Origin of the sequence: Pseudomonas germanica (genome assembly GCF_019614655.1) — a bacterium.
In the GTDB taxonomy this organism is placed as follows: domain Bacteria; phylum Pseudomonadota; class Gammaproteobacteria; order Pseudomonadales; family Pseudomonadaceae; genus Aquipseudomonas; species Aquipseudomonas neuropathica.
The window spans coordinates 6,149,076-6,167,937 of record NZ_CP071586.1 but is presented as its reverse complement, the minus strand read 5'-3'; the positions used below and the strand labels follow the sequence as shown (position 1 = coordinate 6,167,937).

General features: G+C 59.9%; 16 protein-coding genes. 6 read left to right on the top strand and 10 right to left on the bottom strand.

Translation table 11 applies throughout. The features are described 5' to 3' along the window. Window positions 1-77: 77 nt before the first annotated feature. Entirely contained in the window at window positions 78-1,223 is a 1,146-nt protein-coding gene (locus J0G10_RS27335; RefSeq protein ID WP_220557054.1) for a Fic family protein, read from the bottom strand. A gap of 278 nt (window positions 1,224-1,501) precedes the next feature. On the opposite strand from J0G10_RS27335, the gene J0G10_RS27330 reads away from it, so the two are divergent. The 6 genes from J0G10_RS27330 to J0G10_RS27305 are packed head-to-tail and all read left to right on the top strand — an operon-like array spanning window position 1,502 to window position 11,697. Continuing rightward, complete coding sequence (locus tag J0G10_RS27330; protein WP_093434504.1) at window positions 1,502-2,293, top strand: YfaP family protein; 792 nt, start codon at window positions 1,502-1,504, stop codon at window positions 2,291-2,293. Window positions 2,294-2,341: 48 nt separating this feature from the next. Further along, entirely contained in the window at window positions 2,342-4,054 is a 1,713-nt protein-coding gene (locus J0G10_RS27325; protein WP_220557053.1) for a DUF2138 domain-containing protein, read from the top strand. Next, window positions 4,039-4,689 (top strand): DUF1175 domain-containing protein, encoded by a 651-nt coding sequence (locus tag J0G10_RS27320; protein WP_095048804.1) that lies wholly within the window; start codon window positions 4,039-4,041, stop codon window positions 4,687-4,689. The genes J0G10_RS27325 and J0G10_RS27320 overlap by 16 nt, the downstream gene beginning before the upstream one ends. Further along, window positions 4,686-9,260 (top strand): alpha-2-macroglobulin family protein, encoded by a 4,575-nt coding sequence (locus J0G10_RS27315; protein WP_220557052.1) that lies wholly within the window; start codon window positions 4,686-4,688, stop codon window positions 9,258-9,260. The genes J0G10_RS27320 and J0G10_RS27315 overlap by 4 nt, the downstream gene beginning before the upstream one ends. 1 nt (window position 9,261) lies before the next feature. Beyond that, a complete protein-coding gene (locus J0G10_RS27310) occupies window positions 9,262-10,881 on the top strand; it encodes a DUF2300 domain-containing protein (protein ID WP_095048802.1) in 1,620 nt (539 codons plus the stop codon). A 3-nt stretch (window positions 10,882-10,884) separates the two neighbouring features. Beyond that, window positions 10,885-11,697, top strand: a complete 813-nt coding sequence (locus J0G10_RS27305; RefSeq protein ID WP_095048801.1) for a YfaP family protein — start codon at window positions 10,885-10,887, stop codon at window positions 11,695-11,697. Window positions 11,698-11,751: 54 nt separating this feature from the next. On the opposite strand, the gene J0G10_RS27300 is transcribed toward J0G10_RS27305, so the two are convergent. The 9 genes from J0G10_RS27300 to J0G10_RS27260 all read right to left on the bottom strand — a co-directional run bounded on the left by J0G10_RS27300 (window position 11,752) and on the right by J0G10_RS27260 (window position 18,816). Further along, entirely contained in the window at window positions 11,752-12,048 is a 297-nt protein-coding gene (locus tag J0G10_RS27300) for a type II toxin-antitoxin system RelE family toxin (protein WP_016984129.1), read from the bottom strand. Further along, window positions 12,038-12,277 (bottom strand): type II toxin-antitoxin system RelB/DinJ family antitoxin, encoded by a 240-nt coding sequence (locus J0G10_RS27295; protein ID WP_016984130.1) that lies wholly within the window; start codon window positions 12,275-12,277, stop codon window positions 12,038-12,040. The genes J0G10_RS27300 and J0G10_RS27295 overlap by 11 nt, the downstream gene beginning before the upstream one ends. Before the next feature lie 430 nt (window positions 12,278-12,707). Next, complete coding sequence (locus tag J0G10_RS27290) at window positions 12,708-13,454, bottom strand: S24 family peptidase (RefSeq protein WP_095048800.1); 747 nt, start codon at window positions 13,452-13,454, stop codon at window positions 12,708-12,710. 223 nt (window positions 13,455-13,677) lie between these two features. After that, complete coding sequence (gene ppa / locus J0G10_RS27285) at window positions 13,678-14,205, bottom strand: inorganic diphosphatase (protein WP_008052339.1); 528 nt, start codon at window positions 14,203-14,205, stop codon at window positions 13,678-13,680. Window positions 14,206-14,317: 112 nt separating this feature from the next. Further along, on the bottom strand, window positions 14,318-15,130 hold the full coding sequence (locus J0G10_RS27280) for a M90 family metallopeptidase (protein WP_095048798.1): 813 nt from the start codon (window positions 15,128-15,130) through the stop codon (window positions 14,318-14,320). 4 nt (window positions 15,131-15,134) lie between these two features. Beyond that, on the bottom strand, window positions 15,135-15,785 hold the full coding sequence (locus tag J0G10_RS27275) for a DedA family protein (protein WP_220557051.1): 651 nt from the start codon (window positions 15,783-15,785) through the stop codon (window positions 15,135-15,137). Window positions 15,786-16,014: 229 nt separating this feature from the next. Further along, window positions 16,015-16,476 (bottom strand): GNAT family N-acetyltransferase, encoded by a 462-nt coding sequence (locus J0G10_RS27270; RefSeq protein WP_220557050.1) that lies wholly within the window; start codon window positions 16,474-16,476, stop codon window positions 16,015-16,017. Between the two features lie 115 nt (window positions 16,477-16,591). Beyond that, on the bottom strand, window positions 16,592-17,425 hold the full coding sequence (gene eutC, locus J0G10_RS27265; protein ID WP_371857748.1) for an ethanolamine ammonia-lyase subunit EutC: 834 nt from the start codon (window positions 17,423-17,425) through the stop codon (window positions 16,592-16,594). After that, entirely contained in the window at window positions 17,422-18,816 is a 1,395-nt protein-coding gene (locus J0G10_RS27260; protein ID WP_038361972.1) for an ethanolamine ammonia-lyase subunit EutB, read from the bottom strand. Before J0G10_RS27260 ends, eutC begins: the two co-directional genes overlap by 4 nt. Window positions 18,817-18,862: the final 46 nt, after the last annotated feature.

Below are 18,862 nucleotides of genomic sequence, written 5' to 3'. Positions count from 1 at the left end.
CACTAGCAGATAGGGGGGTTATGGGCAAATGAGCGGGCCGGCTCTCAAGGACAGAAATGGCTCTGTGCTGGGTGAGATTAATGTGTAGCTCTGTCGGGATAGTTGATCTGATAGCGGGTGCTACGACCCCCTCCCGGCAAGCGTTGAAGGCAACCTTTCTCCAGCAACTCCGCAAGGTGTCGGGTTGCTGTGGCCTTCGACACTTTCGCCACCGCTTGATATTGCCCGGCACTGATGCCGTGCTCAAAGCTCCGCTCGCCGCCGTCGAGCAGACGATTGAGCACTTTGACCTGCTCCGCCGAAAGTTCGGACTCGCGGTGTGCCTGCCAGAAACGCGTCTTGCCCAGCACGCTTTCAATGCGGGTGATGGCTTGTTGCAGACTGCGTAGCAAGGTTTGCAGGAACCATGTGAGCCATTCAGTGATGTCCAGTGTGGCTTTTTGACTCGATTCCAGAATTCGATAGTAGCCGGACCGATCATCCAGAATGCTCGCCGACATGGCGTAGAAACGGATGGCTTGCGCTTCGCCCTGTGCCAGCGCCAGATCAGTGATGGTGCGGGTCAGACGGCCGTTGCCATCGTCGAACGGATGCAAGGTGACGAACCAGAAATGGGCGATGCCCGCACGAAGCATCGGGTCCAGTGCTGTCTGATGCTGGCTGGCCTCGAACCATTGGAGAAATTGGTCGAGCTGCTGCTCAAGACCTTGGCGAGGTGGCGCCTCGAAATGAACTGTTGGACGATCAATGCGACCCGAAACCACCTGCATTGGCTCGTCACCGCGTAGCGCACCCACATGCATTGAGCGCGCAGTAAGGTCAGCCTCTTGATCGGGAGACAGCCATTGGTGCCATTCCAGCAAGCGCTCCAGTATCAACGGTTCGGCAAATCGACGGGTGGCATCAAGCATGAGTTGCGCCAGACCTTCACTGCGTTGGCTGACTTTATCGCCGTCGATCAACTCCAGGCCCAAACGTCGCACCAAGGATGACCGCACGGAGCCGACATTCAGTTGCTCACCTTCGATGGCCGAAGACGTCACGATATTCTGCAAAAGGGCGTCCAGTTCGGTCTGAGCCCCCAAAGAGTCACCTACCGAACCGGCCATACCCATCAACTGACCTTGGGCCTGTACACACTCGCGCAACAACGGTGCCAGGCGTTCCGCCTGCCAGTTGAAGTCGGGCCAATCGGGCTGCTGCCAGATCCAGTAAGTTGCCATTCGTTGCCTGCCTTGAGTCCGTGAGCCGAATAGAAATGCTATTCGGCTCATTTTGTGAGCCGAATATGAGGCCTATTCGGCTCACCGTCCACCGGATTGGCTTGATTCCTACAGCAACAGCACATGTATCTGATTGTTAAAAAACCGCCGAATCGCTAATCTTCGCGCCTTCTACGACCCCATAGTCACGGGTCTTTCAGACGAAACGCAGTTTTCACCGCTGTGAAGTACCGAGGATCGGGTGCAAGGTTTCGTTCAGGCATGGCAGGAGGCATTACATGCGTTCATTTCTTTGGCTGCTGATCGGCCTGGCCTGCGCGCCCGCGCTGTCGGCCGCGCCGAGCGCTGAACTGTCGGAACCGGTGGGCGGCTGGCGCTATCACGGCTTGCTCGATCGTACGGAAAACCCGCAAGTCGCCTACCCGACGCCGCCGATTGATCGCGGCATTCAGCGCAATCGCACGATGATCCAGGGCCAGCTCAAAGCCATCGGCCACATGCGCCCGCCGCACAGCCTCGCCGTAAATGGCAATCCACTGAATCTGTACACCGACGACCAGGGCCGTTTCGCCCGGCCCTACGCGTTCGGCGCTGGCTCCAACAGCGTCGAAGTGATCAGCGCCGAGGGCCAGTCGCTCAAGCGCGTGCAATTTTATGAAGCAAACAATTTGCGCACGCCGGCGCGAATTCGTCTTGTCTTGGGCTGGGACGATCCGAAAGCCGAACTCGATCTGCACATTGTCACGCCCGACGGTCAGCATGCGTTCTGGGCGCAGCCGGCGCTGAGTAATGGCGGCGGTCTTGACCCGGATGGCGTCGATGGCCCCGGTCCGGAAATGTTCACCATGACTGCGCCGCTGCACGGCACCTATCTGGTTTACGTCAACTATTGGGGCAACTTCGGCAACGGCGGCTATAACTTCGAGGAGACCAGCAACCAGAACGAGGTGATCACCTCGCAAATTACGCTGGTGCTCAACGAAAACACCGTCGACGAAAAACGCGAAACGTTCATCGTGCCCCTGCGGGCGATCGGTGATCTGCTGCTGGTCAAGACTTTCAACTATTAAGCATTCCGCCACGGATGAAATCCTGAGCTTTGGGAAATGAGCGAAAAGATGAGCGATAACACTGTTACTTCGGCTGCCGACACGCCAGCGGCCAAACCTTCGCGGCGCTGGCCCTTGCTGCTGGCCGGGTTGTGCCTGGTGGCCGGTGTAGCGGGTGGTTTTGGCTGGCTGTTGCTCAAGCCCAAGGCGCCGCCGGCGGAATTGGCCAGTGACAAGCTCGGCCTGAGCCGCCCCGATGCACTGCTGGAAACCCGCTCGCTTAGCCAGTTGCCCAAGGACCTGCTGACGGTGCCGTTCCTCAAGGCCACGCTGACCGAAGATTTCGTCTTCTACTACGAGACCCATGCTGATCGCCTCGGCTTGATCGGCAGTCTGCGCCGGATCATCTACGAGCATGACCTGAAGTTGCAGGACAGCCTGATCGAGCAGCTTTTCGATCAACCGGCCGACGTTGCGTTGTGGCGTGGCGCGGATGGGCGCTTGAAAGATTTCCTGCTGGTGATGGACCGTGGTGGGCTGGCGAAACTGCTCGAGCCGCTGGCGAAAGTAGCGCTGGATGACACGCAGCTCAGTCAGATGGGCGAACTCAAAGTCGGCGGCGATAGCGTGCCGCTGTACCAACTGACCTATAACGCCAGCAAAGCGCTGCTGTTCGCTTCCCACGGCGACAAACTGGTAGTGCTGTCGAACCCGGTCAAGTATTACGACCCGGAAAGCGGCGTCTCCGAAGAATCGGGCCATGTCTCGCCACAAGCGCTGGCGGCGCTGCTCAATGGCGAAAAACTGTTCCCCGAAGCGTTCGGTCTGCCGGCGAAAGCCCCGGAAACCAAACAACGCTTGTCGGTCAACTCCAGCGTTCTGGCCATGGGCTATCAACGTTTCATCCCGAACTTCGCCGGGCTGCGCTTCGACATGGACGACAAGGGCTGGCACAGCTACCTCGCCATGGACGAGCTGGACAATCAGCCAGACTTCGATTTCAAACCGGTCTGGCAAGCAATGCCGCTGGGCGCTAGTGCCTGCGTAACCTTGCCGGTCGCGGCCGAACCGCAAAAACCATTGCTGGTAAAACTCGGCGCCGAAGAAGCGGTAGCGCAGACCCTCACCGAACATGTGGCCGGCGCGGCAGGCCTGTGCTGGTACGCCGACTCGCGGTTGTACACGCCATTGCTGGTGGCCAGTCTGAAAGACGAGGACAGCAGCAAACTCGACGGTGATCTTGGCAAACTGTTCGGTTCGATGGTCGGTGCATTCGAAGCCAACGTCGAAGAAAACGTGTTCCCGGTAGTCGAGAAGCAAGAAGGCCAAAACCACGTCTGGCAGCGTCAGGTCAGCTCCAACTTTGGCCCTTATGCGGCGAAGACGGCGCAGAACCCGGACGCTATTTCCGGCAAGGCCTTCATGAAAGTCAGCCTCGCCCGTCACGGTTCGACGTTGCTGTTTTCCCTCGACGACAAACTGGTCGACAAGGCCCTCGGCACTCTCGACAAACGCTTCCCGCCGATGGCCGACGTTTTGCCCAAAGACGTGCTGATGCCGATCTACTTCGGCCCGGATTCGATGGCGCAACTGATGCAGCAGGAAACCCTCGACAGCCTGCCGCAGGACATGGAGCCGGTGTTCTACAACGCCGCGCAAACCTATCTGATTCCGAAACTGCGCACCCTCGGCGGCTACGGCAAATACGCGCTGACGCTGCCGGAAGGCAGCGAGCCTGACGGCCACTGGCAATGGTTGCCGCTGGAATGGAAAGCGCTGTGACGACACTGATCCGCAGCCTCGGCCTGCTCGCGTTGTTGCTCAGTGCGGGCGCCCGCGCCGTTGAAGCACCCGCACTCGATCCGGCGCAATCCCAGGTGTTTCGCGCCTGGTTCGTGCGCATCGCTCAAGAGCAGTTGAGCCAAGGCCCAAGTCCGCGCTGGTATCAGCAGGACTGTGCCGGGCTGGTACGTTTCGCTGCCAACGAAGCGCTGAAAGTCCATGACGAAAAATGGCTGCGCAGCAATGGCCTGTCCAATCGCTACCTGCCGCCGGAGCTCTCGCTGAGCGACGATCAGCGCAAGCTCGCCCAGCAATGGCAGCAGGGCGGCGGCAAGGTCGGGCCGTACGTCAACGCGATCAAACTGATTCAGTTCAACAGCCATTTGGTCAGCCGTGACGTGTCGCAGGCGCGGCCCGGTGACCTGATGTTTTTCGATCAGGGCGACGACCAGCACCTGATGATCTGGATGGGCCGCTACATCGCCTATCACACCGGCACCACCACCCCGACTGACAACGGCATGCGTTCGGCAAGCCTGCAGCAACTCATGACATGGAAGGACACCCGATGGATACCCGACGCAGCCAACCCCAACTTCATCGGCGTCTATCGACTGAACTTTCTCTCCCAATGACCGGTGCCCGCATGTTGCGACTCTGCTCCCGAATTCCTTTGCTGCTGGCGCTGTTGCTGCCAGTGGCTACCGTCAGCGCCGAAGATTCGGTCGAGCCGAGCGGCTACACGCCGGTCTCGGGCGAAAGCTTTTTCCTGCTGGCTGATAGCAGCTTTGCTGCTGATGAACAGGCAATGGTCCGTCTCGAAGCGCCGGGCCGCGACTATCGTCGTTTCCGCATGGAACCTTACGGCGGCGCGGATATTCGTGTGTACCGGATCGACAAACCGCTGGATTTCCTCAAGCGCCAGAAGAACCTGCATCGCGTGGTCAGCGACGGCCAGTTCAAGGGTGAAGGCCTGTCCAACACCCTCGCGTACCTGTGGGACAACTGGTACCGCAAATCCCGTCGGGTGATGCAGCGTGCGTTCTCCTATGAGTCGCGCAAACAAGTCACCGAGGAAGTGCCGGAACTGAAGATGGGCAATACCATGGTCGCGCCTACTCCGTATGACGCGCAGCCGCAATTTGCGCTGATTCCGGGTCTACCGGTGGTCAGCCAGTTCCGTTATCCGTTGTGGCAGGCCAAGCCGATTCAGCCGCCGGCCGGGGTCAATCTGGCCGGGTCTTCGAGCGATTTCGTCAGCGTCGCGCCGGGTAACGTTTATATCCCGTTGGGCAATCTGAAGCCGGGTCTGTATCTGGTCGAAGCGTTGATCGGCAAGTACCGCGCAACCACCATGGTGTTCGTCTCCAACACCGTCGCGGTGAGCAAGATTGCCGGCGATGAATTGCTGGTCTGGGCCGCGCGCAAACACGAAGGCAGTTCGGTACCGAAGGTCAATGTGCTGTGGACCGACGGCCTCGGCGTGATGAGCAGCGGTGCCACCGATACTGACGGTTTGCTGCGCCTGAAACATGTCAGCCCGGAGCGTTCGTTCGTCATCGGCGAGGACGAAGAGGGCGGGGTGTTCGTCTCCGAAAACTTCTATTACGACAGCGAAATCTACGACACCAAACTCTACGCGTTCACCGACCGGCCGCTGTATCGCCCAGGTGATTGGGTGTCGCTGAAAATCGTTGGTCGGGAGTTCAAGAATGCGCGGGATTCGGTGTTGCCGGGTGCTGCAGATGTCACGGTCAGCGTGCTTGACGCCACAGGCACTGAGTTGCAACACCTCGACCTGAAACTCGATTCGAAGGCCGGCACTCAGGGCCGCTTCCAGTTGCCGGACAACGCCGTGGCCGGGGGTTACGAGATCCGTTTCAACTATAAGGATCAGGCTTACAGCAGCGCCTTCCGTGTCGCCGAGTACATCAAGCCACACTTCGAAATTTCGTTGAACCTGGCCAAGCAGGATTACCGCACTGGCGAACCGGTGAAGGGCAGCCTGGTGCTGCTGTACCCGGACGGCAAACCGGTGGCCAACGCTAAGTTGACCCTGAGCCTGCGCGCCCAGCAACTGTCGATGGTCGACAACGAGCTGCAATACCTCGGGCAATTCCCGGTGGAGCTGACCAGCACCGAACTGACCACCGACAGCAAGGGCAGCGCGACCCTCGACCTGCCGGCCGCCGACAAGCCGAGCCGCTATATGCTCACCGTGTTTGCCAGCGATGGCGCGGCGTATCGGGTCAAGACCACCAAGGAAATTCTAATCGACCGTGGCGCTGCGAGCTTCCGCCTGAGCGCGCCGCAACGCTTCAGTGCGGTCGGTGACAAGGTTGCGTTCAGCTACGCCAACGAGGGCGGCACCGAGCAAAGCAAAGCGGTGACGCCGAGCACCTATGGCTGGGTACGTCTGGAAGACCAGAGCACCGGTGAAGGCAAACTCGCGGCGACGGACAAGGGCTTCAGTCTGGCGTTTGATCGTCCGGGTACTTACAACCTGACCTTGAAAGATCAACACGGTCGCGTCCTCGGCGCCACCGGTCATTCGGTCACTGGCGATGGCGTCAAAGCCGTGCCGGGCACTGTGGAAATCGTCCTCGACAAGCCTGAGTACAAGGCCGGCGATGAAGCGCTGGCGCTGATCACTTTCCCGGAACCGGTCAGCGATGCATTGCTCTCGCTGGAACGCGACAAAGTCGAAGCCACCGCGCTGCTCGCCAAGGGCGGTGACTGGTTGAAACTGGAAAAACTCAGCGACACCCAATACCGCGCGCGCATTCCGGTGAAGGACAACTTTGCACCGAACCTGACCTTCTCCGTGCTCTACACCAAGGGCGGTCAGTACAGCTTCCAGAACGCCGGGATCAAAGTGGTCGCGCCGCAAATCGACGTGGCGATCAGCACCGACAAAGCGGCGTACCTGCCGGGCGACACGGTCACGGTTGACCTGACCACCCAGTTCGCCGGCAAAGCAGTACCGGCGCATCTGACCGTCAGCGTCGTCGACGAAATGGTCTACGCGCTGCAACCCGAAGTTGCGCCGACCATTGACCAGTTCTTCTATCACCCGCGCCGTAACAACGTGCGCACCAGCGCCAGCCTGTCGTTCATCAGTTACGACGTCGCGTTGCCGGGCAGCCCCGGTGCACCGGGCAAAGCCAACCGCAGCGAGCGTGGTGTAAAAGTGCTGGAGCGGCCGCGTCGTGAGGACGTCGATACCGCTGCGTGGCAGCCGGAGTTGTTGACCGGTGCCGACGGCAAAACCCGTTTCACCTTCAAGATGCCGGACTCGCTGACCCGCTGGCGCATCACTGCCCGCGCCATTGCCGATGACGGTCAGGTCGGGCAGAAGAAGCAGTTCGTCCGCTCGGAAAAACCGCTGTACCTGAAGTGGAGCGGGCCGAGCAAATTCCGTAAGGGCGATCAGCCGCAACTCGGTGTGTTCGCCTTCAGCCAAGCCGAGAAACCGGTCAAGGCTGAACTGGTCACTCACTATGCGGGCGCCGAACAGCGTCTGCCGGTAACCCTGAACAACGGCATCAATTATCTGCCGCTGCCGGCGTTCACATTGGCTTCCGGCGAATGGACGGCGGAGTTGGTGCAGGACGGCAAGACCGCCGACTCCCTCGCCGTGCGCCTGAGTGCGACCGGTGACGGCTGGCAAGTGACGCAGACGCAAAGCCTTGATGTCGCCAGCGGTGACACACCGTTGAGTCTGCCGGCCGACGCCACCGATATTCGCCTGCGTCTGGATGACAGCCCTCAAGCGTTGTTCCGCTCGGCACTCGATGATCTGCTCAGCTATCCGTATGGCGGCGTCGAGCAGACTGCCAGCCGGTTGCTGCCGTTGAGCATTGCCTATCCATCGCTGGCATCGAATCCACAGATTCGTGATCGCTTGCGCCTGATCATGCAGAACAGCCGTCTGCGTCTGGTGCAAATGGCCGGGCCGTCGGCGAGCTTCACCTGGTGGGGCTACGACGGTGAACCGGATGCGTTCCTCACGGCTTACGCTTACTACGCCGACTGGAACGCTAGCCAGGTGCTGGAATTGACCTTGCCGCCGGAGCATTGGCAGCGAGTGCTGGAGGTCTACGCCAAGCAAGCGCCGAACACGTCATTGCTGCAACGGGCGCTGATTCTGTCGTTTGCCAAGCAGATGCATTTGCCGGTGAACACCTTGCTCAGCGGTTTGATGGAGGATCTGGCCAAGGCCGGTGAAGGCAGCGCCGAAACCCTGATGGACGACGGCGAAGACAGTCTGGTGATGAGCGACCCGGATTCGGCCCTCGGTCTGGCGGCGGCGCGGGTATTGACCGCATCGTTGGCCACGCAGTCGAAGGTTACCTTGCCGGAAGCGTTCAATCGTCAGGTAGGGGCTGCGCAACAGCGTCTGGCGGTCAGTTCGCAGCCGTTCGCCGAGGCGCTGAACCTGTCGCTGCAAGCGTTCGATCAGGCCCGTGCTACGGCGTTGTTGCAACGTTTGCTGCCGCAGCAATCGACCCTCGAACGTGCGCTGGCGCTGACCTGGCTGCAACGCAGTATCGCCCAGGCGTCGCCGACCATTGCACTAACGCCTGGTGAAGGCTGGAAGAAGAACTACGGAGCCAGCGGCGAGATGTACTGGACGTGGCTGGGCGCGACGCCAGTGCCGAGCGTGTTGTCGGTGTCCGGTACGCAGGAGCGTCCGCTGCGCGCGGCGTTGAGTTTCCAGACCCAGCAACCGGCAGTCGATCCGATGGCCGTGACCATCACCCGTCGCCTGTCGCGACTGGTGCCGGGCGACGAAGCGTTCACCTTCAAACTGGAGCCAATCGGCACCAAGCCGTTGTCCAGTGACAGTCTGTATCTGGACGAAGTGATCCTCACCAGCAAAGCGCCGAAACCGCTGCGTTACGGCATGCTCGAAGTGCCGCTGCCACCGGGCGCCGATGTTGAGCGCACGACGTGGGGCATCAAGTTGCAGGGCAAGGACGGCACCGAACCAACGGCGCTGGAGAAGGCGCGCTTCGAACCGGGGCAACTGGCCTACGCGGTGCCGGTGGATGCGCTGAGCGGCGAATTGCGCCTGCGTCATCTGGTGCGTTTCTCGCAGAAGGGCCAGTTCAACCTGCCGCCGGTGCGTTTCAAACAAGTCTACGCGCCGCAGCATCAGGCCCAGGAAGCAAAAGCCGCTCTCGGTCAGGTCACGGTCAACTGACATGAACCGGCCGCTGCTGTGGCTGCTGATGTGTGTGATACCTGCGCTGGCGACGGCGCAGGATGAGCCGTTGCGCGTGGCCTATAAGGGTGAGTTGTTATCGCTGAATCAGACGCAACTGATCGCTCGTGAACCGTTGCCGCAGACGCTCGATACCCCGTTGGGCAGTCTGTGGAAATTGTTCGTATACGCGTGGCTGGTCGATACCGGTGCGCGTGAGCCGGCCTATGAATGTCGCGGACAGTCGAAGGAAGAGGTTTATTGCTGCTCGGCGGGCGGCAGGATCGAGCGTGATCAGGCACTGGTGAAATCCTGCGGGTTGTATTTTGAACCTGCACGGTTGGGAATTGCGGCGGCGGAGTGGCGGACGTATTGGCAGGCGCGACAGGCGCCGTCGTGGTTGCTGGATTTGCCGTTGGTGCAACCGGCTCAACGGGTTTCCGTGGTTGAGTTGCTGAAGGTTCTCGCCTCGTTGCCGGCGCAGGATCAGGCGCGCCGAGTGCTGCTCGATGTGGTGCTGAATGCGGCGGACGGTAATGTCGTCGGCGAACTGGGCGGGCGTTTGCGGGTGAAAACCTGGAGCTGGCTTGGCGATCAGGATCCGCAGTCGCGCCAGGGTGGTTTCGCCGGTTGGATCGCGGACGGATCTCCGCTCTGGGCGGGTGGGCGTGGTACCAGTCAGATGGTTTTGCGCCATTACGGGCAGGCACTGGCGACGGTGTTGCCCGCCGCATGGCCGGCAGAGCCGGGGCGTTGTGTTGAAGTCGGGTTGTTCTCGCGTTATCCGGTTACGCGGGTTTTGACTGGCGAGCGGGTGGTGACTTCCGGCCCGTTACAAGGCGATTACCGCGTCGAATTCGCCAATGGCAACGCACTGGATATCCACAGCGATGGCGAACTGTTTCTGCTCAACGACAAACTCATCGCAAGGCTTGATCGCGAAGAATACGTCGCCCGCGTCCTTGAGCGTGAAGCCAAACCCGAACCCACCGAAGCGGCCAAAGCGCTGGCCGTGGCGATCCGCACCTATCTGCTGCAAAACGCCACGCGCAACGGCGATTGCCTGAGCATCGACGACAGCAGCAATCGCCAACGCGTCGCACCGCGACCGGCTTCGGCCGAATCCCGCAACATCGCTGCATGGACGGCAGACCTCGTGCTGGCCGGCAGCACCGTCACCTATCACTCCGATCAACCCGGCCCGGACAAACTCGCCTGGCAACAAGCCGTCGAGCAAGCTAATGCCGGTCAGCGTTACGACGCGATTCTGCTGCACGCCTACCCGCGCGCCAGCCTCAGTCGCTGGGACAATCCGGTCGCCTCCTGCGAGGCACTGCCCGCCGCGCAAGACTGGCTGCAGAAACAACGACGCGGCTGGCGCCCGAAACTGGAAAGCGAAACCGGCTACAACGAAGTCAGCACTTTCGCCGTGTGCAAACTGGCGTTCGGCAGGCCCTTCGTCGACCGCGAACGCCAACGTATCTACGTGCGCGGCGTACTGACCCTGCAGGATCGCCTCGACCTGACCCACGAATATCTGCACCTGGCCTTTGAAGCACATCCCAACGGCCAGGATGAAACCTACATCGAAGGGCTCGCCCGTCACCTTTTGCTGGAATAGACCATGACACTCCGTTATCCACAGGTCTTGCTGCTGCTCTGCACCTTGACTGCGCTCTCGCCAGCCATCGCTGCCGACGGCGTCAAACTCGACACCCCGATCGGCGGCTGGCGCAGCGGCGCACCCGAAGGCGAGGGCGAAAGCTTCCGCCAGACCGTCAATTACCCGGCCTCATCGGTCAACACCCAGGTCGGCCAGGCCAACACCGCCCGCATCAGCGGCGAGATCAAAGCTGCGCGGAAGGACAACGAACCCGGCCGCCTGATCGTCAATGGCGTGAGCATGCCGCTGAAAATCGACGACAGCGGCCGCTTCGACCGCCCGTTCTCGTTCCCCAACGGCAGTAACAGCGTCGAAGTGCGCAGCCCTGACGGCCAACAACGCCACCGCACGCAATTCCTCAACACCAGCGGCGGCGCCACCCCGGCGAAACTGCGCGTGTTGCTAGCGTGGGACAGCGACGGCACCGACCTCGACCTGCACCTGATCACCCCTGACGGCGCGCACATTTGGTACGGCAACCGCGTCGCCGCCAACGGCGCCGGTCTGGACGTCGACGTGACCACCGGTTACGGCCCGGAAATCTTCGCCATGCCGGCGCCGATCAAGGGGCAGTATCTGGTGTATGTGAATTATTACGGCGGTGGGTATCGCGGGGATGATGAGGGTGGAGATGAGGCGGTACAGGCACTGACCACGGCGCAGGTGACGGTGATTACTGAAGAAGGGACGCCTAGCGAGAAGATGGAGACGTTTTTGATCCCGATGCGGGCGGTGGGGGAACTGACGTTGGTTAAGGCGTTTAGTTATCCGTGAGGGAATTGGGCTACGGGTTGCTGCCCAATTTCAGGTCGCAGACATTGGACCGACTCAGGGCAGGAGCGAAAGACGGTCCTGCGCAACCTCGTAAGCAGCTTCTCTCTCTCGCTTCCCGATTGCGATTACAAACACCACAATCTCTTGATCAAGGACCTGATAGATCAGGCGATAGCCAGCGCTTTTCAGCTTCACTTTGTAGCAATCCGGGAGCTCGCGAAGTCGATTGGCTTCTATTCGAGGATTCTCCAATACCTCTGTGAGCTTCTTCTTGAACTGGTGGCGAACCGTATCGCCGAGTTTGTTCCACTCCTTTAAAGCACGACGATCAAATTCAAGGTTATAGGTCATCCAGACTTACCTTGACTCGTTGAGGTGCCGCGAGGCGTTCGGTGACTACGGCTATGAGTACTTCATCTTCCTCGCTGAGCAATGCTGCTTTGAAGGGTAGCTTGCCTCGCTCGGCGACGTATTGGAGTGTCTGACGCAAAAGCTCTGAGGGGGTTACTCCCAGCTTTTCCAGTTCGGCGAAGGAGCGCTGCTTCAGATCATCGTCGATGCGAATGTTGATGGAGGCCATGATGAAATACCTGTAATGACGTTTGTCGTTACGGTACCAAGAGGCTCTTCTGTTCGACAAGCGCGAATTTATGTTTCAGACGGTAGGCCGGGTTTATTTCAGGCATTAAAAAGCCGGCTTGTGGCCGGCTTCTCGGGGACTGGCTTGGCCTATTTTTGGTAAGCCTTGCCAGCCTTCAAAACGTACATCCGGATCTGCGTCCGGCTGTGGGACTTGGTCAGACGTTGGTCTGCCGCGTCGTGCGCTGTCTGAGCCGCGGGGCGGGTCGATGCGCAAATGTGGGGCGCAGGATACTGAGTTTTGCTGTGGATTCCCAGCCTGAAGTTCGGTTTAGAGCGACCGCAGTCGAACAAATTCGAGATTTGTACCGATTATCAGGGCCTCATCGCGAGCAGGCTCACTCCTACAGGAGGCTTTGCAGGCCGTGAGATCATAGAAACGGCACCACCGGCCGCCGCTTGCTCACGGTCGACCACCAGAACACCCAGCCCAATATATGAATCCTTTGCTCCTCGATCTGTGCCGGGCGGAAGACTTCGTCCGGGTATTCGGCGTTGTTGTGGCTGCGCAGGCGCAGGCCGTTGCCGGGCATGCGGTGCAGGTATTTGATGCGCAGCATGCCGTCGTGTTCGATGGCGTAGATCTCACCGTCGACGACCTGGGTCAGGCTGCGGTCGATGGCGACGATGGAGCCGTCTTCGATGCGTTCGGCCATGCTGTTGCCGATCATGTGCGCGCAGATGGCGTCGGCATGGCGGATTTCCAGTTGATCCAGTGGGGCGCGCAGCAGGCGAATGGACAGGTCCGGGTCCTGGATGACGTGGGTTTTGTCTGAGCCGTTGGTCAGGGGTGTTTCTTTGAAGAAGGCCAGTTCGATGTCGTTGGGATGGATGAATCGGTAGGCGCCCTGAGGATCGTGGGCGTCAAAGCTGTCGCCGTTGCTGGCTGGCGGAGTCAGGCTTGGCAGCTCTTTTGTGCCTTGGCCGGTTTTCAGCCATTCGCTGTTGACGGACAGCAGGCGTGAGACTTCTTCCATGCGATACGCCGGGACGCCCCGGGTGTACCAGTTGTGGACATTTTGGGCTTCCGTGCCCCAGAACTTTGCGAAACCCGTCGTCGAGATGTTCGCAGCTTCCAGGAGTGCCTTGAATCTTGGACCGCTAGTGTTCTTTCTCATAAACACGGAGTCTACGGCCGTGCCAGAGCGGTTTGAATAAACCAGACGTTCAAAAACGGGCTGAATTTTGCGACGGAATGTAAGACGATCTTGTGGGAAATTACACAGGCTAAAACTTTTCTGTAGTCCTTTATAAACGCTCTGTTTAAGGCGGCTATTACCAGGCACAAAAAACCCCGGATCAACCGGGGTTTTCTTCAAGCCTCACGCGTAGCGCAGGTGCTTAGCCCTTGTAGGCGGCAACCGACTTGGTGATCGCGTCGCGGGCGGCGTCTGCACCGGCCCAGCCTTCGATCTTGACCCATTTGCCTTTTTCGAGATCTTTGTAGTTCGCGAAGAAGTGCTCGATCTGCTGGATCAGCAGTGGCGGCAGGTCGGTGTATTCCTTCACATCGACGTACAGCTGGGACAGCTTGTCGTGTGGCACTGCGATGACTTTGGCATCGCCGCCGCCGTCGTCGGTCATGTTCAGGATGCCGACTGGACGGGCGCGGATTACCGAGCCTGGCGCAACCGGGTAAGGGGTCACAACCAGTACGTCGAGGGGATCACCGTCGTCAGCCAGGGTGTTCGGGATGTAACCGTAGTTGGCCGGATAGAACATTGGGGTGGCCATGAAACGGTCAACGAACAGGCAATCGCTGTCTTTGTCGATTTCGTATTTGATCGGCGCGTGGTTGGCCGGGATCTCGATCGCGACGTAGATGTCGTTCGGCAGGTCTTTGCCAGCCGGAATCTTGCTGTAGCTCATTGGGCGTTGCCCCCGTAGTTGACCAAAAACACTTGGCCGGATTGACCAAAAAGTGGCGGCGATTATAGGCATATTCTGCCGTCGACGCCATGTACCGAAAGTCGTGCAGAGCTTAGTCGTGCGCCTGATAGACCGGGTCTGTGGCCTGAAGTTGCCGCAACCGGCTCAACGGGTCCTGCCGGTAGAAAAGCTGCAACTGCGCATAGACCTGTGGATAAGCCTCGTGCAGCAGATCCGGGGCGCTGAAGAAGTACTCGCTGGTGACCGCAAAGAACTCGGCGGGGTTTTCGGCGGCGTAGGGATCAATGGCGGTTTCGGCGTCCGGGTCATGGTCGAGCTGACGGTTGAGGTCGTCGTAAGCCTTTTGCATGACGTCGGCCCAGTCGCTGACACGCATGTCGGCATGCAGCGGCGGCAGACCATTGGCGTCGCCGTTGAGCATGTCGAGTTTGTGCGCCAGTTCGTGGATCACCAGGTTGTAGCCTTCCCAGCCACCACTGGCCATCACACCCGGCCAGGCAAGGATGATCGGCCCTTGCTGCCAGGCTTCGCCGCTGTGCTCGCCGTCCCACTCATGCTCGACACCGCTGGCGTCACGATGACGTTGCGGGCTGAGGAAATCGTCCGGGTAGAGGACGATTTCATGAAAACCCTGATACCAGTTCAGATCGCCGAGATTGAGCAGCGGCAGCTGCGCCTGGGCGGCGAGCAACAGGCGTTGTTCCTGATGCAGTTCGACGCCGGGCAGGGCGCTCAGGTGTTTGTCTTCGAGGAATAGCACGCAGGCTTCGCGCAGCCACTGGTCTTCGGCTGCGCTGATGCCGTCAAGGAAGCTCAGGTGATGGCGCACCCGTTGCCACATCTCGTCGGCAATCGGGTGCTTTGCCAGAGTGCGCCGGCGACGCCAGGCGCTCAGCGACCACATCGGCTTAGTGCGATTGGGCTTTGGTGCAGCCGAAACGGCTGCGAACCACGCCGAGAATCATCGGCACCAGCGACAGCAGAATGATCGCCACCACCAGCAACGACAGGTTTTTCTTGATGAACGGTACGTTGCCGAAGAAATAGCCCAGCGTGACCAGACCGCCGACCCAGAGGATGGTGCCCAGTACGCTGAAACCGAAGAAACGTGCGTACGGCATCTTCGCCACACCGGCGACGAACGGGGCAAAGGTACGGATGATCGGCAGGAAGCGCGCCAGGGTTACGGTCTTGCCACCGTGCTTGTCGTAGAAGTCGTGGGTTTTCTGCAGGTAATCGCGACGGAAGATTTTCGAGTTCGGGTTGCTGAACAGCTTCTCGCCGGCCGTTCGTCCGATCACATAATTGGTGCTGTCACCGAGTATGGCCGCGAGCATCAGCAGACCGCCCAGCAGCACCGGGTCCATACCACCGCCAGCGGCAACGGCGCCGGCAATGAACAGCAACGAGTCACCCGGCAGGAAAGGCATCACCACTAGGCCGGTTTCACAGAAAATCACCAGAAACAGGATGGCGTAGATCCATGGCCCATAGTTGTTCACCAGCAAATCGAGATAGACGTCGAGATGCAGGATAAGGTCGAGCGGGTTGAAATCCATGGGGGCACCTGTATGGCGGCCCGACTCGGCAGGCCTGTGCGGATGACTTCGTGTAAGCCTACAGCGGGGTGTAGTTTTTCTTACAAGCCGGAAAGATCGGGATTATACGGTCTGAAGGATGAAAAGCGCGTTGGTTTTGTAGCGGGGGATGTCGGGGTGTGAACAATTGTCAGGCTGCATTCGGCGTGGCTGAGGGAGCAGGCTCCCTCATCACACGTTGCATGCGCGATCAGAGTTCTTCGCTGATCGGCAACACATAGTTTTTGAACTCGGTGTCTTCCTTGAACCCGATGGATTCGTAGGTTTTCTGCGCGACGTCATTGTTGCTGCTGGTGGAAACGCGCATGCGCACTGCCTGGGTTTCCTTGGCCATTTTCTTCGCAGTGCGGATCAGGTTGTCAGCGACCAGTTGCCGGCGCGCGTCTTCAGCGACATATATGTCGTTGAGGATCCACACGCGTTTGAGCGACAGCGAGGAGAAGCTTGGATAGAGCTGACAGAAACCCATCAGTTTCTTGTCGTCATCGTCGGGCAGTGCCAGGTAGATCACCGATTCCTTGCGGCGCAGACGCTTTTCAAGGAACGCACGGGAGGAATCCGGGTAAGGCAGGGAACCGTAGAACTCGCGATATTTGACGAACAATGGGGTCAACAAATCCAGATGTTCGAGGGTCGCTTGAATAATCCGCATGATAGGTCTCGTCTTCAAGTGGCTGTCTTCAACTGCTCTGACGGCGATGGGAAACCCGTGCGGCCGTGCATCGATCCTGCCTTAACCCGGCGCAGAAACGCAATGCGGAAACGGTTCAGGTTGTGGGCGGATCCAGTAGGAAATTACCTTTCATGTCTACACCGGCATCCGATTCCAGCGTCTGAACCTGTGCTTCGTCCTTCAGGTTGACCCCCGACAACTGCCGCCGACAGGCTTCGCGCATCAGATAGAGCAAGCGGTGCGCCGCCATGCCGTAGCTCAAACCTTCGAGCCGCACATTGGAGATGCAGTTGCGGTAGGCGTCGGTCAGGCCGATTTTTGGATTGTAGGTGAAATATAAACCGAGACTGTCCGGTGAGCTGAGGCCCGGGCGTTCGCCAATCAGCATCACCAGCATTTTTGCACCGAGCAATTGGCCGATTTCATCACCGACGGCAACGCGACCCTGTTCCATCAGGATAACGGGCGCCATCGACCAGCCGTCAGCGCTCATTTGCTCCTCCAGTCGGGTCAGAAACGGCAAGGTATGCCGATGAACCGCCAGTGCCGACAGGCCGTCGGCCACGACAATCGCCAGATCGACACCACCCGGATGCGCCGCAGCGTATTCACGCAAGGCCTGCGCCGATTCATCGCTGAGCTTGCGCCCCAGATCCGGGCGTTGCAGATAACTGTTTCGATCCGTAGCGGCGCTGTGCAGCAGCAGGCTTTCGCGTCCGCGTTCAGTCAATTGCGCACTGAGTCCGGCATGATCAAATGGCAGATGCACGGCATCACGTGCCTGGGCATGGGCAAACTGAAAATCCAGTTGCGCGTTGGTCGGCAGACTGGTGCCAGTGCGGCCAAGGGCGATCCGTGCCGGGGTCAGGCGGCGCAGTTCCAGCCAAGGGTTTTGCGGGTCCACGGGCGGTTTTTCCATACGACTCATCCCAGTTGCGCGAGCGCCTGGCGGAAGGCCGGCGGCAAGTTGTTACCGAAGCGAACCTTGCCGTCCGCTTGAGTGAAGATGCCCATGTTCGCCAGCCACTGTTCGAACTCGGGCGCCGGTTTCAGGCCCAGAGTCTGCCGGGCGTAGAGCGCGTCATGGAACGAAGTGGTCTGGTAGTTGAGCATGATGTCGTCGGAGCCGGGGATGCCCATGATGAAGTTGATCCCGGCGACACCGAGCAAAGTCAGCAAGGTGTCCATGTCGTCCTGATCGGCTTCAGCGTGGTTGGTGTAGCAGATATCGCAACCCATCGGCACGCCGAGCAGCTTGCCGCAGAAGTGATCTTCGAGGCCGGCGCGGATGATCTGTTTGCCGTTGTACAAGTACTCCGGGCCGATAAATCCTACGACCGTGTTTACCAGGAACGGCTTGAAATGTCGCGCCACCGCGTAGGCTCGGGTCTCGCAGGTCTGTTGGTCGACGCCGTGGTGAGCGTTGGCCGACAGCGCGCTGCCCTGACCCGTCTCGAAATACATCAGGTTCTGCCCGAGAGTGCCGCGATTCAGGCTCAGGCCGGCGTCGTAGCCTTCTTGCAACACGTTCAGGTTGATGCCGAAACTGGCGTTGGCCGCTTCGGTGCCGGCGATTGACTGGAATACCAGATCCAGCGGCACGCCGCGATTGATCGCTTCGATCGAGGTGGTGACGTGGGTCAGCACGCAGGCCTGGGTCGGGATGTCGTAGCGCTGGATGATCGCGTCGAGCATTTCCAGCATGGCGCAGATCGAGGCGATGCTGTCGGTGGCCGGGTTGATGCCGATCATCGCGTCGCCGTTGCCGTAGAGCAGACCGTCGAGAATGCTCGCGGCGATGCCGGACGGTTCGTCGGTCGGATGATTGGGTTGCAGGCGCGTCGACAAACGTCCGCGCAGGCCGAGGGTGCCGCGAAACTTCGTCACCACGCGAATCTTTTGCGCCACCAGCACCAGATCCTGCACGCGCATGATCTTAGATACGGCAGCGACCATTTCCGGGGTCAGGCCGGGGGCGAGGTTGCGCAGACTGGTTTCGTCGGCGGCGTCGCTGAGCAGCCAGTCGCGGAAACCACCGACGGTAAGGTGGCTGACCACCGCGAATGCCTGCTTGTCGTGGGTGTCGATGATCAGGCGGGTGACCTCATCGGACTCGTATGGAATCAGCGCCTCTTGCAGGAAGTGCGTGAGCGGGATGTCGGCCAGGGCCATTTGCGCGGCCACGCGCTCGCCGTCGTTGAGCGCGGCGACGCCGGCAAGAAAGTCCCCGGAACGCGCCGGGCTGGCCTTGGCCATGACGTCCTTGAGGCTGTCGAAGCGGTAGGTCTGGGCGCCGACCGTGTGAGCGAAACTGGCCATACACAATTCTCCGTGACGGCGCAGACCGAGCCTGCGCCGGGATTGT

What these genes read in the sequence shown, in the direction of transcription:
- J0G10_RS27335 (WP_220557054.1), bottom strand. Translation starts at nt 1,223, where the DNA reads ATGGCAACTTACTGGATCTGGCAGCAGCCCGATTGGCCCGACTTCAAC.
- J0G10_RS27330 (WP_093434504.1), top strand. Translation starts at nt 1,502, where the DNA reads ATGCGTTCATTTCTTTGGCTGCTGATCGGCCTGGCCTGCGCGCCCGCG.
- J0G10_RS27325 (WP_220557053.1), top strand. Translation starts at nt 2,342, where the DNA reads ATGAGCGATAACACTGTTACTTCGGCTGCCGACACGCCAGCGGCCAAA.
- J0G10_RS27320 (WP_095048804.1), top strand. Translation starts at nt 4,039, where the DNA reads ATGGAAAGCGCTGTGACGACACTGATCCGCAGCCTCGGCCTGCTCGCG.
- J0G10_RS27315 (WP_220557052.1), top strand. Translation starts at nt 4,686, where the DNA reads ATGACCGGTGCCCGCATGTTGCGACTCTGCTCCCGAATTCCTTTGCTG.
- J0G10_RS27310 (WP_095048802.1), top strand. Translation starts at nt 9,262, where the DNA reads ATGAACCGGCCGCTGCTGTGGCTGCTGATGTGTGTGATACCTGCGCTG.
- J0G10_RS27305 (WP_095048801.1), top strand. Translation starts at nt 10,885, where the DNA reads ATGACACTCCGTTATCCACAGGTCTTGCTGCTGCTCTGCACCTTGACT.
- J0G10_RS27300 (WP_016984129.1), bottom strand. Translation starts at nt 12,048, where the DNA reads ATGACCTATAACCTTGAATTTGATCGTCGTGCTTTAAAGGAGTGGAAC.
- J0G10_RS27295 (WP_016984130.1), bottom strand. Translation starts at nt 12,277, where the DNA reads ATGGCCTCCATCAACATTCGCATCGACGATGATCTGAAGCAGCGCTCC.
- J0G10_RS27290 (WP_095048800.1), bottom strand. Translation starts at nt 13,454, where the DNA reads ATGAGAAAGAACACTAGCGGTCCAAGATTCAAGGCACTCCTGGAAGCT.
- ppa (WP_008052339.1), bottom strand. Translation starts at nt 14,205, where the DNA reads ATGAGCTACAGCAAGATTCCGGCTGGCAAAGACCTGCCGAACGACATC.
- J0G10_RS27280 (WP_095048798.1), bottom strand. Translation starts at nt 15,130, where the DNA reads ATGTGGTCGCTGAGCGCCTGGCGTCGCCGGCGCACTCTGGCAAAGCAC.
- J0G10_RS27275 (WP_220557051.1), bottom strand. Translation starts at nt 15,785, where the DNA reads ATGGATTTCAACCCGCTCGACCTTATCCTGCATCTCGACGTCTATCTC.
- J0G10_RS27270 (WP_220557050.1), bottom strand. Translation starts at nt 16,476, where the DNA reads ATGCGGATTATTCAAGCGACCCTCGAACATCTGGATTTGTTGACCCCA.
- eutC (WP_371857748.1), bottom strand. Translation starts at nt 17,425, where the DNA reads ATGAGTCGTATGGAAAAACCGCCCGTGGACCCGCAAAACCCTTGGCTG.
- J0G10_RS27260 (WP_038361972.1), bottom strand. Translation starts at nt 18,816, where the DNA reads ATGGCCAGTTTCGCTCACACGGTCGGCGCCCAGACCTACCGCTTCGAC.